The sequence below is a fragment of the Halovenus aranensis genome (assembly GCF_900100385.1).
Taxonomy (GTDB): domain Archaea; phylum Halobacteriota; class Halobacteria; order Halobacteriales; family Haloarculaceae; genus Halovenus; species Halovenus aranensis.
Genome location: NZ_FNFC01000008.1, coordinates 24,254 through 38,799 on the forward strand (window position 1 = coordinate 24,254; position 14,546 = coordinate 38,799).

At 62.9% G+C, this 14,546-nt stretch carries 15 protein-coding genes; 4 read left to right on the top strand and 11 right to left on the bottom strand.

All coding sequences use genetic code 11. The annotated features are described in order from the left end of the window. The 3 genes from BLR34_RS09200 to BLR34_RS09210 form a co-directional block, all read right to left on the bottom strand. On the bottom strand, nt 1-1,275 hold the full coding sequence (locus BLR34_RS09200; protein ID WP_092702258.1) for an adenosylhomocysteinase: 1,275 nt from the start codon (nt 1,273-1,275) through the stop codon (nt 1-3). A 108-nt stretch (nt 1,276-1,383) separates the two neighbouring features. After that, nucleotides 1,384-2,682, bottom strand: a complete 1,299-nt coding sequence (locus tag BLR34_RS09205) for an amidohydrolase (RefSeq protein ID WP_092702260.1) — start codon at nt 2,680-2,682, stop codon at nt 1,384-1,386. A 50-nt stretch (nt 2,683-2,732) separates the two neighbouring features. Then, nucleotides 2,733-3,806 carry a CPBP family intramembrane glutamic endopeptidase gene (locus BLR34_RS09210; protein WP_092702262.1) on the bottom strand — a complete coding sequence of 358 codons (1,074 nt, stop codon included), beginning with the start codon at nt 3,804-3,806 and terminating at the stop codon, nt 2,733-2,735. Nucleotides 3,807-3,902: 96 nt separating this feature from the next. On the opposite strand from BLR34_RS09210, the gene hisG reads away from it, so the two are divergent. Together hisG and BLR34_RS09220 are read left to right on the top strand one after the other, a co-directional pair. Continuing rightward, complete coding sequence (gene hisG, locus BLR34_RS09215; protein ID WP_092702264.1) at nt 3,903-4,748, top strand: ATP phosphoribosyltransferase; 846 nt, start codon at nt 3,903-3,905, stop codon at nt 4,746-4,748. Nucleotides 4,749-4,779: 31 nt separating this feature from the next. Then, on the top strand, nt 4,780-5,823 hold the full coding sequence (locus BLR34_RS09220; protein ID WP_092702548.1) for a DNA-methyltransferase: 1,044 nt from the start codon (nt 4,780-4,782) through the stop codon (nt 5,821-5,823). A 54-nt stretch (nt 5,824-5,877) separates the two neighbouring features. On the opposite strand, the gene BLR34_RS09225 is transcribed toward BLR34_RS09220, so the two are convergent. Next, nucleotides 5,878-6,438 carry a TATA-box-binding protein gene (locus tag BLR34_RS09225; RefSeq protein WP_092702266.1) on the bottom strand — a complete coding sequence of 187 codons (561 nt, stop codon included), beginning with the start codon at nt 6,436-6,438 and terminating at the stop codon, nt 5,878-5,880. Between the two features lie 99 nt (nt 6,439-6,537). On the opposite strand from BLR34_RS09225, the gene BLR34_RS09230 reads away from it, so the two are divergent. Continuing rightward, nucleotides 6,538-7,509, top strand: coding sequence for a TIGR01177 family methyltransferase (locus BLR34_RS09230; RefSeq protein WP_092702268.1), 972 nt, complete (start codon nt 6,538-6,540; stop codon nt 7,507-7,509). 1 nt (nt 7,510) lies between these two features. Here BLR34_RS09230 and BLR34_RS09235 read toward each other — a convergent pair whose 3' ends face one another. The 7 genes from BLR34_RS09235 to BLR34_RS09265 all read right to left on the bottom strand — a co-directional run bounded on the left by BLR34_RS09235 (nt 7,511) and on the right by BLR34_RS09265 (nt 13,265). Continuing rightward, the gene (locus tag BLR34_RS09235) at nt 7,511-9,115 is read right to left on the bottom strand and encodes a sensor histidine kinase (protein WP_092702270.1); all 1,605 of its coding nucleotides are present in this window, start codon (nt 9,113-9,115) and stop codon (nt 7,511-7,513) included. 42 nt (nt 9,116-9,157) lie between these two features. After that, nucleotides 9,158-9,709 (bottom strand): GTP-dependent dephospho-CoA kinase family protein, encoded by a 552-nt coding sequence (locus BLR34_RS09240; RefSeq protein WP_092702272.1) that lies wholly within the window; start codon nt 9,707-9,709, stop codon nt 9,158-9,160. A gap of 1 nt (nt 9,710) precedes the next feature. Further along, nucleotides 9,711-9,908, bottom strand: coding sequence for a transcription elongation factor subunit Spt4 (gene spt4, locus BLR34_RS09245; protein ID WP_092702274.1), 198 nt, complete (start codon nt 9,906-9,908; stop codon nt 9,711-9,713). Further along, complete coding sequence (locus tag BLR34_RS09250) at nt 9,908-10,486, bottom strand: DNA-directed RNA polymerase (RefSeq protein ID WP_092702276.1); 579 nt, start codon at nt 10,484-10,486, stop codon at nt 9,908-9,910. Before BLR34_RS09250 ends, spt4 begins: the two co-directional genes overlap by 1 nt. A 3-nt stretch (nt 10,487-10,489) precedes the next feature. Beyond that, nucleotides 10,490-10,870, bottom strand: a complete 381-nt coding sequence (locus BLR34_RS09255; protein WP_176765282.1) for a type II toxin-antitoxin system VapC family toxin — start codon at nt 10,868-10,870, stop codon at nt 10,490-10,492. Continuing rightward, nucleotides 10,867-12,099: a translation initiation factor IF-2 subunit gamma gene (locus BLR34_RS09260; protein WP_092702278.1), complete on the bottom strand. Its 1,233-nt coding sequence runs from the start codon at nt 12,097-12,099 to the stop codon at nt 10,867-10,869. The genes BLR34_RS09255 and BLR34_RS09260 overlap by 4 nt, the downstream gene beginning before the upstream one ends. Nucleotides 12,100-12,236: 137 nt before the next feature. Beyond that, entirely contained in the window at nt 12,237-13,265 is a 1,029-nt protein-coding gene (locus BLR34_RS09265; protein WP_092702280.1) for a phosphoribosylaminoimidazolesuccinocarboxamide synthase, read from the bottom strand. 100 nt (nt 13,266-13,365) lie between these two features. On the opposite strand from BLR34_RS09265, the gene bioB reads away from it, so the two are divergent. Then, nucleotides 13,366-14,478, top strand: coding sequence for a biotin synthase BioB (gene bioB / locus BLR34_RS09270; RefSeq protein ID WP_092702283.1), 1,113 nt, complete (start codon nt 13,366-13,368; stop codon nt 14,476-14,478). The last annotated feature ends 68 nt before the right edge of the window (nt 14,479-14,546 follow it).

Here is a 14,546-nt window from a genome sequence, read left to right on the forward strand (position 1 = left end):
TTACGTGCCGTGCTGCCAGCTGTCCATGTACTCCTCTTGTGTATCGCTGAGCGAGTCTGTCTCGATGCCCTCGGCTTCGAGTTTGATTTCGGCGACCTCGCGGTCTAGCTCGTCAGGAACCTCGTGGACGCCAGCCCCGTACTCGTCGCTGTTCTGGACGATTTCACGAGCACAGACGGCCTGGACGCCGAAGCTCTGGTCCATCACTTCGACCGGATGGCCCATCGAGACGGGCGTCGCCAGGTTGACCAGCCGTCCCTCCGCGAGGACGTTCAGCCGGCGACCGTCTGCCATCTCGTAGGCTTGGACGCCGTCGCGTGCCTCGTAGGTGTCGACAGCGTTCGCTTCGAGTGCCTCTAGGTCGACCTCCACGTCGAAGTGACCGGCGTTGGCGAGCAAGACCCCGTCGCTCATTGCCTCGAAGTGGTCCTCGACGATGACATCGCGGTTCCCCGTGGTCGTGATGAACACGTCGCCTTCGCTGGCGGCGTCAGCCATCGGCATCACGTCGTACCCCTCCATGTGTGCTTCCAGCGCGCGGCGGGGTTCGACCTCGGTGACGATGACGTCGGCGTTTTGCCCGCTTGCCTTCTTGGCGACGCCTTTCCCGCAGTCGCCGTAGCCGGCGACGACGACCGTCTTCCCGGCCCACGAGAGGTTGGTTGTCATCGCGATAGACGCGAGCGAGGACTCGCCCGTGCCGTGGACGTTGTCGAACAGCCGCTTCATCGGCGTGTCGTTGACCGCAAACATCGGATACTCCAGCGCGTCGTCGTCGTCCATCGCCCGCAGGCGGTGGACGCCAGTCGTCGTCTCCTCGCAGCCGCCGACGATAGTGTCGATGAGTTCGGGATAGTCCTCGTGGATAGCGAAAACGAGGTCGCCGCCGTCGTCGACGGTCACCGTCGGCTCGTGGTCGATGACCGCTTCCATTGCCTCGTAGTACTCCTCGTCGTCGACCCCGCGCTTGGCGTAGGAAGTAACGCCGTCGACGGCGTCGAGCGCTACGCTCACGTCGTCGTGTGTCGAGAGGGGATTGCAGCCGGTGATGGCGACTTCGGCCCCGCCGACGGCGAGGACCTCGGCGAGGATTGCGGTCTTCGCCTCGACGTGCATCGCCATCCCGATTCGCTCGCCCGCGAAGGGCTGGTTCTGCTCGAAGGACTCGCGCAGGGAGTCGAGAATCGGCATATGCTGGCGTGCCCACTCCATTTTCCGCTGGCCGCTTTCGAGTAGCTCGTCGGTGTCGAGTTGCTCGCTGATGGGTGCTGTCATACCCGTTAGTTGGGCGATGCGGTCAAAACACTGGCGGACCTGTCCTGCAATCGAAGGCCCCGATATCGACGTGTCACTGGCCTGTCGTCTGTGGATTCGACCACCTCGTCAGGCGTCCGCGCGCTCGATAAGTGCCTCGGCGTGGTCGCTGGCCGCTTGCGTGACCGCATCGAGGTCCATCGTCTGTAGCTCGCGGTCTTCCATCAGCACCTGGCCGTCACAGACGGTGTGACACACGTCGCTGCCCTTGACCGCGTATGTGAGGTGACTGACCAAGTCGTGGGCAGGGGTCAGGTGTTCGGCCTCGAGGTCGACGACGGCGAGGTCGGCGTTCGCGCCCGCCTCGATACGACCGCTCTCGAAACCGAGCGCGTCGGCGCTGCCCTGTGTCGCTATCTCGACGACGGCCTCGGCGGGCACTGCGCTCGCGTCCATCGTCGCTAGCTTGCCGACCATCGCGGCGTCACGCATCTCGTCGAACATGTCGAGGTCGTTGTTCGAGGCCGCGCCGTCGGTGCCAAGCCCCACGGTGACGCCGGCGTCGAGCAGTGACTGCACCGGGGCCATCCCGCTTGCGAGTTTCATGTTCGAGGCCGGGCAGTGGATGACCGCGGTCCCGGTGTCGGCGAGCAACGCCTGTTCGCGGTCGTCGACGTGGACGCCGTGGGCGATAAACGAGTCCTCGCCGAGTACGCCGAGGTCGTCGGCATACGCCAGGGGTCGCTTGTCGTGGTCCTCGACGATTGGCTCGACTTCGTTTGTCGTCTCGTTTGCGTGGACGTGGACCGGAATCCCCTCCTCGCGGGCGATGGGGATGTACTCCTCGTAGAAGGACTCACCGACGGTCGTCAGGCTGTGTGGATTGAACATCGTCTGGACGCGACCGTCGCCGTAGCCGTCGTACTCCCGGGCGAAAGCGAGCCCCCGTTCGAAGTCCTCGTGGGCTTCGCCCTCGTCTTTGCCGACGGTAATACAGCCACTGCCGAGCATCGCCCGGAGGCCGCTCTCGGCGACAACGTCGGCGACTTCCTCCATGAAGAAGTACATGTCCGCGAAAGCAGTCGTCCCGGTGCGAATCATCTCTGCGATGCCGAGTCGAGTGCCAGCGCGAACGTCCTCGGCGGTGAGTTCGGCCTCGACGGGCCAGATGTCTTCCTGGAGCCAGGCGTCGAGTGCCTTGTCGTCGGCGTGGCCACGGAACAGCGTCATCGCTACGTGCGTGTGTGCGTTCACGAGCCCCGGAATCACCAGCCCGCCGCTGGCGTCGAGGTACTCGTCGCCGTCGAGTTCACCGGGTTCTTCGACTGCCAGAATCTCGCCAGCCTCGGTATCGACGAGAACGTCCGCCGTTTCGACAGCCATCTCGGGAGTGAGTACCTGTCCGCCACCGATAGTGAGTGTGGGCATGTCTATTTCTGGCTGGCCCGACGACTATAGCTCCTGTCTTTCTGCCAGCGCTAGACCGGGAGGGTACTCAGGAGCGTCGTGACGAACGCAGCGGCTTCTCCGCCACTCGGCCCGAGGAAGACGACACTGAGAATGACCGAGTTGTGTAGCCCGTGCAGGAGTGACACCACGACGAGATTGCCGGTGTATTCGTACATCGCGCCGAGAACGAGCGCCGGGACGAAGAGGATGCCGACGGTCGTCGCCATCGCCACCGGGTCGCCGCCCGACAGCGCGACGACGTGGACAGAGGCGAACACCGCCGCGGCAATGAGAATCGCCGGAGCCGCAGAGAGGCGCTCACGGAGCCGGTTCTGGACGATACCGCGATAGAGAAACTCCTCGCAGGGGCCGACGACGACGAACATAAACGCCACCCCTGCCGCGAGGACGGCCGGATTCGTCGCCCCCTCGGTGAACTGGGAGGCACCCTCGTTCTGTGCCGGTTCGGGGAGAAACGCCTGGACGACCAGACTCACGACGATGACCATCACGAAAATCGCCAGCCAGCCAAGCAGGACCAGCCCGAGTTCGCGAATCGAGGGTCGCCGAATCCCGAGATACGACTGAATATCGGCTCTGGTGTAGCCACGGCGCTGGAGATACCGGACACCGAGCCCCATGAATCCCAGATACTGGCCGACTGCCGTCGCGACCGCGAGCGTCGCGGTCTCGGGAACCTGGAAGGCGAAGAGAACGAGACTGCTCAGTGCCGAAAACACGACGAGCAATAGGACGCCGAGAATGCCAAGACCAGCGGCCACCCCGACCGTTCGCAGCGTCGAATCGGTCGACGGCGGCTCACCTCGGTCTTCGACGCCGACTCGTGGAGCGCTGTAGTCGCGCTCGGTCGACTGGTCGCGAACGGGACCGGCGTCGGCAGGTCTCGCTGTTGTCGCCCCAGTCTCGCCTCTCGTGTCCCGGAACGAGCGGTCGTCAGAGGCCGTCGCCGGCCCCGACCGCTCGCCCGGAAACTCCCTGTCTTTCGTCTCGGCACCACAGTACGTACAGTACTCCGAGTCCCTGTCTATCAACTCACCACAGGACGTACAGTACCGTTTTCCGGGGCCCGCAGGGTTTCCCATTCGGTCTACATTAGAGGCAGAAACAGATGAGTGTTTATATCGGTCACATCGTGCTGGCTTCGAAAAACAATTGCACCGTCGGCCGGTACGGGGGGTATGCGCATTGCCGTACCCAACAAGGGGCGTCTTCACGAGCCTACTGTCGACCTGTTAGAGCGGGCAGGACTCCATCTTGTCGACGGTGCCGACCGAAAGCTGTACGCAAACACGGTCGACCCAGACGTGACCGTGCTGTTCGCTCGGACGAACGATATTCCCGAGTACGTCGCCGACGGTGCCGCCGACCTGGGTATCACCGGCTACGACCAGGTCTGTGAGTCCGCCGTCGACCTCGACGAGTTGCTCGACCTCGATTACGGGACCTGCCGTATCGTCCTCGCCGCTCCCGAGGAGAGCGCTATCTCGGCGACCAGCGACTTGGACGGTGGCACTGTTGCGACGGAGTTTCCCAACGTTACCCGTAATTTCTTCGAGGACGCGGGAGTCGATGTCGACATCGCCGAGGTCTCGGGGGCGACAGAACTCACGCCGCATGTCGACATGGCGGATGCGATCGTCGACATCACCTCGACCGGGACGACCCTCCGGATGAACCGCCTCGAAGTTATCGACGACGTGCTGGAGTCCTCTGTGCGCCTGTTCGCTCGGCCCGACGTTGTCGACGACGAGAAGGTCGAACACGTCTCGACGGCCCTTTCCTCGGTCATCGCAGCGGACAATCAGCGGTATATCATGCTCAACGCACCCGAGGACAACCTCGAGGCAGTCAAAGACGTTATTCCGGGGATGGGCGGGCCGACCGTCATGGATATCGCCGGCACAGACCAGGTCGCGGTTCACGCGGTCGTCGAGGAATCCAACGTCTTCGAGGCGATTACCGACCTCAAGTCGGTCGGCGCGACTGACATCCTCGTCACCGAAATCGAGCGGCTCGTCGAGTGACCATCGGCCGATGATAGACGATAACGGCGGCCTGGAGACGACACACACCGTCCATACAGCAGACGCTCGCGGCCTCGATGCTCTCGATTCGAACTCGGTCGACCTCGTCGTCACCTCGCCACCGTATCCGATGGTCGAGATGTGGGACGACCTGTTTGCCGACCTCGACCCCTCTGTCGGGGACTTCCTCGACGCCGGCAAGGGCGATGCCGCCTTCGACGCGATGCACGCCGTGCTCGACGGGGTCTGGGACGCGCTCGAACGAGTCGTCACACCGGGCGGTATCGTCTGTCTGAACGTCGGCGACGCCACCCGAACGGTCGACGGTCAGTTCAGCGTGTTCCCGAACCACGCCCGACTCATCGAAGCGATGAAACGGCGCGGATTCGAGCCACTGCCGGACGTGCTCTGGCACAAGCCGACAAACAGCGCGGCGAAGTTCATGGGGTCTGGGATGGTACCCCCAAACGCCTACGTCACGCTCGAACACGAGTACATCCTCGTCTTCCGGAACGGAAAACGGCGCTCGTTCGAGCCCGGTGCCGACCGCCGCTACGAGGCCGCCTACTTCTGGGAGGAACGCAACCGCTGGTTCACGGACGTATGGACCGACGTTCGCGGCCGCCTGCAGGACCTCTCAGACGACAGTCTGCGCGAGCGTGCCGGAGCCTTCCCCTTCGAGATTCCCTACCGCCTCTGTAACATGTACTCCGTCTACGGCGACACGGTTCTCGACCCCTTCTGGGGGACCGGAACGACGACACTTGCGGCGATGGTCGCGGGCCGTAACTCGGTCGGATACGAGCTTGACGAGCAGTTTCTCGACCATTTCCAGCAGCGGCTCTCGTCGCTCACCGATATCTCCAGGTCCGTCGTCCAGCAACGACTTACAGACCACCGGGAGTTCGTCCACGAGCGCACCCAGGACGGCGACCGGCCCGATTACGAGGCGATCCACTACGACTTTCGGGTCACGACGAGCCAGGAGCGTAACATCCGCTTGTACGAGGTCGCTGACGTGACCAGTGACGACCAGACGGGGTCGTACCGAGTCGACTATCGGCCCGCCGAATAGCGGACCTCGCGGGCGCTATCGGGCGAGAAATGCTTCGAAATCGTCTGTGTGGCGTTACTCTAGCAGGCCCAGCTCTTCCAGCCGCGAGACGATTTTGTCGACGGCCTCTTTAGCGTCGTCAGGCTGCTTGCCGCCCGTGATGACGAGCTTTCCGGACCCAAACAGCAGGGCAACGACGTCCGGTTCGTCGAGCCGGTAGACCAGCCCAGGGAACTGCTCGGGCTCGTATTCGATTTTCTCTAACCCAAGGCCGATAGCGATGGCGTTGAGGTTGAGATTCCGACCCAAATCCGCCGAGGTGACGATATTCTGGACGATAATCTCGGGGTCGTCTTCGACCTGAATGTTGAGCTCACGCAGCTTGTCGAAGACGATACGTAGACTCTGGTGGACGTCGTCGGTGCTTTTGGCACCAGTACAGACGATTTTGCCCGACCGGAAAATCAGAGCCGCCGACTTGGGCTCCTGGGTCCGGTAGACCAGCCCGGGGAACTGCTCGGGGTCGTAGTCCGCGCCCTCGAGGTCCATGGCCACACTCTGCAAGTCGAGTTCCTGCCCGATACCCGTCGAGGCGACGACGTTTTCGATATTGATTGTCTCCTTGGGGTCAACCATATCTCGACTTAAACGTCGTATTTAAACCTTATAAAGGTTCGTGAGTCGAGAGAGGTCGGCAACCGTTACGCTCAACTCACTCGGGGGGCCAGTACCACCGTGTACGTTCTCGAACTGGCGGGCCAGGACGACCGATTCGCGGCATACGAGGCGCGTTCGGGGGCCAGCGACGTGTCGATGCTCGCCCCTGGACTGGCGACTGCACGCGCCATCAGCGGTGTAGCGCAACTGGCCTTCACCCACCGGGCCGGCCGGCTTCTCGGGCGCGGTGACCCCACTGTCGAGGATGCGCGGGCGATATTGCGGGCCGCGCGGCTCGAGCGCGAGGGGTCTGTCGCCGTCCGTGCTGTCGACGTACGGAGCACTACCGGCGTCGACACACAGGCTGTCGAACGCGCACTGGGGAACATTCTCGTCGAGCGCGGGTTCGCTGTCGACCTTGAGGACCCCGACCACGAGCTTCGCGCGTTGTTTTCGGCCGGTGACGCGGGGGCAGTCTGTGCGTTGGGCTGGCTCGCGGCCGAGAGTACTCGCGATTTCACCGCACGCAAACCGAGCGACCGCCCGTTCTTCCAGCCCGGCAGCATGGACCCGATGCTCGCCCGAGCGCTCGTCAACGTCGCGGGTGCCGGGCCAGATGCCCGCATCCTCGACCCGATGTGTGGAACTGGTGGGTTACTCATCGAGGCCGGATTGGTTGGCGCAGCCGTCGTCGGCGCTGACGTACAGCCCAAGATGCTCCGGGGCAGCGGCGAGAATCTCGCGGCGTTTCTCGACGGGGGCTGGGCGCTGGTTAGAGGGTCGGCCGACGCGCTCGCGCTCACCGAGGACTCCGTCGATGGCGTCGTCTTTGATACGCCTTACGGCCGACAGTCGAAAATCGAGGGAGAACTGGAAACCCTCGTCGCGGACGCGCTCGGAGAGGCGCGCCGGGTCGCCCCCCGGTGTGTCGTCGTCGGCGACCGCTCCTGGGAGTCACAGGCTCGGTCGGCCGGCTGGACCGTCGACGCCGCCTTCGAGCGCCGTGTCCACAAGTCGCTCACGCGACACGTTCTTGTCCTCGTCGAGTGAGTTACGCCGCCGTCTCGTCGGGCGGGTGGGCGCGTGGGAGCTCGATTTCGATGGCACACCCTGTCCCGCCGGTTTGTGGCACGTTGAGAGTACCGTCGTATCGGGAAGCAATCCAGTCGACGAGTCGGAGACCGATGCCGACGGTGTGATGGAGTTGCGTGATGTCGTGGTCCCCAGTGATAACCTCAGCCTCGGACTCGGGGATACCGTCGCCGTCGTCCTCGACGCGGACGACGACGTATTCACCCGCCTCGACGACTGTTACCGTCGCCGTTGGCTCCGGACCAGCGTGGTCGACGACGTTCTGGAGGAGTTCGTCGATTGCCGTGCCAATTTCGGCACCACAGGCGGCATAGGCCGACTCCGGGGCAGAGATAGTCACTGATAGCGCCGGGTACGACTCCGCTATCGCCGTTGCCCGGTCGTGGACCACACGCGAGAGGTCAACCCGTGCGTCCTGCTCCGGCGGGTCGAGGAGCTGGTCGGTCGTCCGTGCCCTATCTGCGAGCTGGAGGAGCGTGTCCGTCGCGCGCCGTATTTTCGTGGTCTCCGTCGAGACCGTCTCGTCGCCGGCGTCGAGTAGTTCCGTCTGGCTCCGTATCACGTTCAGCTTGTTTCGGAGGTTGTGTCTGAGGATGCGGTTGTGAACGAGCAGCATCTGTTCTCGTTGTGTGAGTGCCTCGCGCAACTCGGCCAGTGCCTGCTCGATTTGCTCCCACTCGTGTCCGCCACCCAGGTCGACGCGCTGGTCGTACTGACGCTGTTCGAGCGCGTTTAGCTGGCCGAGGACCTGGTTTATCTGGAGAATCTGCGCCCGGTAGACCCAACCGCCAAAGATTGCAAGCGTCCCGAGGAGCACCAGCCCAACGACACCCTGGAAAACTGCAAGCTGTCGGGTCGAGGCGTCGATTGCGTCCTTGCTGTAGTGAGCTTTCACTGTCCAGTCCGCTACGTCGAGGGCGGCCTGTCTCGTAATCGTCTCTTTGTCCCCAGCAGTGCTATACAACATCAGGTCGTTCGACTCGACGGTCACCGACGCATCTACATCTTTGCTTGCCAGGACGCTGAACATCTTCGTGCTGTCGAGATGGTAGGCAGCGTTGATACTCCCGGCCGTCTCTCCGTCGACGGCCAGAGGGACACTCATCACGGCGATGCGGTTACCAGTGTCTGCAGTGAACGGTTCGCTGACGTAGTGTTCCCCGGCAAGCGCGCGTCTGACGTACGTCCTGTCGCTGATATCGCTGCCCACCAGGTCGGTCTGTGGGCCGTCGTCGGTCACGAGTGCCCGTATCGTGCCTGTCTCGTCGACGACCGAAACGCCGTTGAACGACGTGGTTTCGACGAACGATTCGAGTATCGCGCGCTGGGCCTCTGAGCCGTGGTCGACGGCGTTCTCGTCGGTCGCGGCGAACTCGACGACCCGCCGTTGCTCGCGGAGTTCGTTGTCGAGGAAGGTCGCCATCTGCTCAGCCCTGTCCGTGACATCGGTCTCTGCGTTCTCGGTCACGTCAGACCGGTGTGCGGTAAACGTCGTCAACAGAACCCCACCGGAGACGAGGACGACAACCAGAAAGAGAATTGTGTACCGGTGGGCGAGTTTCATACCTGGCCGTACAACTCCGGGCTGTAAATCTGTAGGGGGTCGTTACTCCACCGCTGCAATCAGGTCCCAGAACCGCCCGGTGTCGCCTTCCATCTGCGAGAGAGTCTCCCGAACGTCTGCCTTGAGGTCTTCGTCGACAGCCCCAAGCACCATCCCTTCGCCTGGCTGCCCGTAAACGATACTCGCCCCGACCGGCGCGAGCATCACGGCTGGCAGGGCTGCGAGGTCCTCCTCGCCGTCAACCTCGATGAGCGTCGACCCCGACTCTGCTGTCGCTGCCGAGAGCGCACGAATCAACGCCTCGGTCACGGTCGCGGCCGGATTGGTGACGGTTGTCTCTCGGTCGAAGGGTTCGTTTGCGACCCGCCGGGCAATCGCCTCATCGACGCTGTCACGTTCTGTCCGCTCGTCGACGAGCGCGACTGTCGGTGTGTGGCCAGCCTCGATGAGGTGGTAGGTGACTACGTCGCCGACGCTGATAATCGGCTCCGAGGCGGCCGCAAGCAGCGCCGTGGCGTCGGTAAACACTGGCCCTAGCGGGTCTTTCATCTCCGCGCGAAGCGACGCCGGAAGTTCGAGGACAGCGTCTGTCACGCTATCGGACCTTCAGCGCGTACGTGCCGGCTTCGGTGACTTCCATCTCCTCGGCAATGGTGCTCTCCTCGGGATGACTGATGACGACGTAGCCGGCCCAGTCCTCGGTCAACGAGGTCGAGCCACAGCCGACACAGGCCTCGACCTCTTCGGTCTCCTGAACGCGGTGACAGTCCCGACAGACGAGTCGGTCGCCCATCAGTTATCACCCGCTTCGGCCTGGGACTGGCGCTTTTCACGCTGCGCTTTCAGCCAGCCGTGTTTACCGAGGCCAATCTGTTTGGCCGTGAGGCCGATTTTGGAGTCGCGCGGATTCCGTTCGTCGATGCTCTTGGTGACGATACGCGCGCGGACCGAGTCACCGGTCCCAAGCGTCTGATTCGACTCCCGCGAGGCGAGTTGCTGGTTCTCTTCGTCGTAGGCGAGATACTCCTCGGAAATCTGGGAGACGTGCAACAGCCCGTCCACGGGGCCGATGCCGACGAAAGCGCCGAAACTGACGACCTCGACGATTTCGCCGTCGACGACTTCCTGCATCTGTGGGTCAAACGTCAGCGCGTCGAACTCCGCCTCGTAGTAGACGCCGGGCTCGTTGTGCAAGACCGCACCCTCGCCGATGTCGCGAACGTCGATGACCGAGACGACGGAACCGACATCTTCGTCGACTCGTCCCTCAAGTTTGTCCTGTAGCAGTTTCTTCACGAGGTCCGGCGTGACATCCGCCAGATGCTCCGGTGGTACCTCGACCGTGTCGCGTAGTGTAACCCTCTTGTACATAGATTATGGTTGAGTGATAGCTAGTTTGTTCCGCCCCCGTAAACTAATTACTGGTATGCCCGCATCGAGCAGGCGTGTTCGGAGCGGCTGGTCGTTCGTCACGACGTGTGATACGTCGTCTGTCTGTGCGAGTTCGAGGACCGCATCGTCAGCGTAGGATGCGGTCGCCTCCCGAGGCTGACAGTAGTCGTCCGCGAGGTCGCGCCCGACGCGGGCGGCCGTGGCTTCCTCGCCACTCCCGGCGGCAAGGTCGTCCAACTCGGCAAGGACGGCCCGGGGCACGACACACGCTGGCCCGTCGAGTAAGCGGTCGAGTTCGTCCAGCAGCCTGACATCACATTCGACGGGCATCATGAGTGCGTTGGTATCGAGGACGACAGTCACTGTAGCGTTCCGAAGCCGATGAGTCGCCAGCGTGCGCCGACGCGTCGGTTGATTGCGATTTTGACGCCCGGCTCGGCACACACCGGCCGCTTGAGTTTGACATCACACTCGTCGCCACGCGCGCTGGTGACCGACCCCACCGTCGTCGCGGTTCCGACCGTCAGCATCAGCGGCTCTCCGGTCGAAATCTCGTCGATTTCGCCTTCGCCTTCCTCGCTACCGACGATGCGTTCGAGTAGCGTCACGTCCATGGTAAACGAGTCGTGTACGTCCGGGAGCGTTCCCGGCGGACCGGCAACGCGGCCGGCGAGTGCGTCGCCTTTCGTGATTGCCGGGTCGAGACCGGTGCCGACGCCGAGCAGGCCGCCGGGCGTCACCTCGTCGACGGTGTCGTCGCCGGCCTGGAGTGAGCGGACCTCTGCCTCCACGGGGCGCCACTCTGTCTGGCCGCCTTCCTCGACCTCACGGCCGGGACGCAGTTCGAGCGTCTGACCTTCCTCTAGCTTCCCTTTCGAGAGCGTCCCGCCGAGGACGCCGCCTGTGAGTCCGTCCCACTCGGTTCCCGGGCGGTTGATATCGAAGCTCCGGGCGACGAGCAGTTCGGGGTCGGCCTCCGGGTCGCGCTCGGGAGTCGGAATCTCCTCTTCGATCGTCTGGATGAGCAAGTCGAGATTGACATCCTGCTGGGCGCTCACCGGAACGATGGGTGCGTCCTCGGCAACGGTACCCTCGACGAACTCCTTTATCTGGTTGTAGTTCTCCTCGGCACCGTCGCGGTCTACTAGGTCGACTTTGTTCTGGGCAATGACGATGTTCTCGATGCCAATAATATCGAGCGCCATCAGATGTTCTTCAGTCTGTGCCTGTGGCACGTCTTCGCTCGCGGAAATCACCAGCACCGCGCCGTCCATGATAGACGCGCCCGAGAGCATCGTCGCCATCAGGGTCTCGTGCCCTGGCGCGTCGACGAACGAGACCGTCCGCAGCACCTCGCTTTCGGTCCCGTCGGGACACTCCTCGTCGACGGTGTACCGCTGGGGTTCGTCCATATCAGGACACTGTCTGAACGTCGCATCAGCGTATCCGAGACGGATAGAAATCCCGCGTTTCATCTCCTCAGAGTGCTGGTCCGTCCACTGTCCGCTCAATGCCTGGACCAGCGTCGTCTTTCCGTGGTCGACGTGTCCAACGAGTCCGATGTTTACCTCCGGTTGCTTGTTCGCTGTCATCTCGGGAGTAATATGCGTGAAATTCGCTCTGTGGTACTGATAAACCTACTGTTTCGAGTTCCCCCTCCCCGAAGAAAAATCGAGACTGTCCTCCCGTTAGACGGAGACGAACAATCGGCTGTGGACCCGGTTGTGATTCAGACTGATTCGAACCGTTCGAGCGCCTCGCACAGCGATGGCGCGTCGAAGACTTCCCGCTGCATGTACGTGTTCGTTCCGGCGCAGTACATGTCCCTGCTCGCCTGGACGACTTCGGCGTCGAGCGAAGCGGGGTCGCAGTTACACAGAGATTTCCAGTCGTCAACGCCCTCGGCGTTTGCCGCTGCTTTCGCGTCCCCGACGGCCTCGACCCACTCCGGTTGGGTGCGCTTGTGGTACTGTCGGATGACCTCCTTCGAGACCTGTTTGCCGTCGTAAGAGAAGCGGTTCTCGTCGAAAGTGCCGACCACGTCGGCGACACGAATCTCACCGTCGAGATACAGACATTCGATTTTCCCGTCTTCGTGTGTCAGTCCGGCATCCTCTGCCTGTTCGGTGACGATGCGGTTTACCGCTCTGGCGACCGATTCGAGGTCGTCGATACTCGCCTGTCCCGCTATCTCGTCGGCCTCCTCAGGCGTGAGATAACGGTCCTGTTCCTCGTATTTCGTCGAGAACTCCACGATAGCTTCCGGGAGGTCGACGGCCCCGTCGGGCCACGAGTCGAATGAGAGTCCGTGGTCGGACGGGTCGGTGCGCGTCCGGAGCGAGGAGCCGACCGGGACGCGGTTCCGGAAGACGATTTCGAGCGGAACGAGGTAGTTCGACCCCGCGTCGGCGTGGTATATGTCGTAATCGTAGCTACCCGCACCGAATGGCAGGTCGGGCACCTGTGTCAGTTCGATAGCCATCTCACGGGGTGGCTCTCCCCGGGCGAGTGCGTCCGCAAGCGAGACGGTCTCTCCGTCGACGACGACACCGTCGTAGTGTGTGGGGACGCCCTCTGCCTCCAGTAGTTCGAAGTTGAACGCCCCCATCGTACACAGCGAGGCCCCCTTGTCAGGAATCGTGTCCGGCATCTTCCCCCAGTCGAACACCGAATAATCGTCTGTAAACTCGAAAACCCCGCGCCCGAGCGACGATTGCGTTGCCTGGGCCTCAACCCGAAAGTTCTTGACGCTCGTCATTGGCGACGGCTTCAATCCCCGCCGTTAAGATACTGACCTTTTCGCGTCCCGAGCGCGTGTCACCCGAACGCTTTTATCACCGACAACCGACACAGACACTGTGGTTTACGAGACAGGAAACCGGACGGTAGACGACGCACTCGCCCGGCTGTTCGAGGGAGAGCGACTCGACAGACGGGACGGAATCGCCCTGATGGCCCAACCCGTCGACGAACTCGCGCTCGCGGCCGACGCGGTGCGCCAGGAGTTCGGTGACGGGACGGTCGACGCCTGTTCGATTGTCAACGCGAAAGCCGGCAACTGCGCCGAGGACTGTGGATTCTGTGCGCAGTCGGTCCACTTCGAGACGGGCATCGACAACTACGGCTTTCTCGGCCCAGAGAAAATCCTCGAAGCGGCAAAGCGCGCCGAGCGCGACGGTGCACAGCGGTTCGGCATCGTCGTCGCCGAGAAGGGAGTCTCCAAGAAACACCGCCCGGAGGAGTGGGAGGAAGTGCTCGAGGCAATCCGGCTGGTGCGCGACGAGACTGCAGTCGAGGTGGATGCCAGCCTCGGCATCCTCACCGAGGAGGAAGCCGAAATTCTGGCAGAGGAAGGCCTCAACCACTACAATCACAACATCGAAACGTCGCCGCGATTTTTCCCCGAAATCGTCGAGACCCACAGCTTCGAGGACCGCGTTCACACGCTCGAGGTCGCGAAAGAGGCCGGGATGGACCTCTGTGCTGGCGTCATCCTCGGGATGGGTGAAACCCCGACGGACCGTGTCGACGCCGCCGTTGCACTCCAGGACATCGGCATCTCGTCGCTGCCGGTGAACATCCTCAATCCGGTCGCCGGGACTCCGCTCGGCGACGAACTCGGCGAGTCTGCCGACATCACGACAGAAGAGATAATCAAGACAATCGCTGTCTACCGCCTCCTCCACCCGGAGGCCCGGGTTCGGCTCACCGGTGGCAGAGAGGCGAATCTGGACGCCGACGAGCAACATCTTCCCTTCGAGGCGGGTGCCGACGGCATCCTGACGGGCGATTACCTCACTACCGAAGGACAGTCGCCGGGCGACGATATCGAGACGATTCAGCAGGCCGGGCTGGAGCCAAATCGGGCGGCAAACGAGTTCAACCCCGCAGCCGTCAAGTCACGAGAGGCCGACGACGACACCGTCGAAACTGCGGCTGGAACGGCCACCAGCAACGCAATCGAGAAGTAGCCACGGGATACAGCTGTCTGAGCCCCGTCCAAATCGGGAGGTCGATACTGCTATGAATCTCGGCGTCC

Excerpts from the sequence above, each read along its gene's own strand:
- BLR34_RS09200 (WP_092702258.1), bottom strand. The coding sequence starts at position 1,275 with ATGACAGCACCCATCAGCGAGCAACTCGACACCGACGAGCTACTCGAA.
- BLR34_RS09205 (WP_092702260.1), bottom strand. The coding sequence starts at position 2,682 with ATGCCCACACTCACTATCGGTGGCGGACAGGTACTCACTCCCGAGATG.
- BLR34_RS09210 (WP_092702262.1), bottom strand. The coding sequence starts at position 3,806 with ATGGGAAACCCTGCGGGCCCCGGAAAACGGTACTGTACGTCCTGTGGT.
- hisG (WP_092702264.1), top strand. The coding sequence starts at position 3,903 with ATGCGCATTGCCGTACCCAACAAGGGGCGTCTTCACGAGCCTACTGTC.
- BLR34_RS09225 (WP_092702266.1), bottom strand. The coding sequence starts at position 6,438 with ATGGTTGACCCCAAGGAGACAATCAATATCGAAAACGTCGTCGCCTCG.
- BLR34_RS09235 (WP_092702270.1), bottom strand. The coding sequence starts at position 9,115 with ATGAAACTCGCCCACCGGTACACAATTCTCTTTCTGGTTGTCGTCCTC.
- spt4 (WP_092702274.1), bottom strand. The coding sequence starts at position 9,908 with ATGGGCGACCGACTCGTCTGTCGGGACTGTCACCGCGTTCAGGAGACC.
- BLR34_RS09250 (WP_092702276.1), bottom strand. The coding sequence starts at position 10,486 with ATGTACAAGAGGGTTACACTACGCGACACGGTCGAGGTACCACCGGAG.
- BLR34_RS09260 (WP_092702278.1), bottom strand. The coding sequence starts at position 12,099 with ATGACAGCGAACAAGCAACCGGAGGTAAACATCGGACTCGTTGGACAC.
- BLR34_RS09265 (WP_092702280.1), bottom strand. The coding sequence starts at position 13,265 with ATGACGAGCGTCAAGAACTTTCGGGTTGAGGCCCAGGCAACGCAATCG.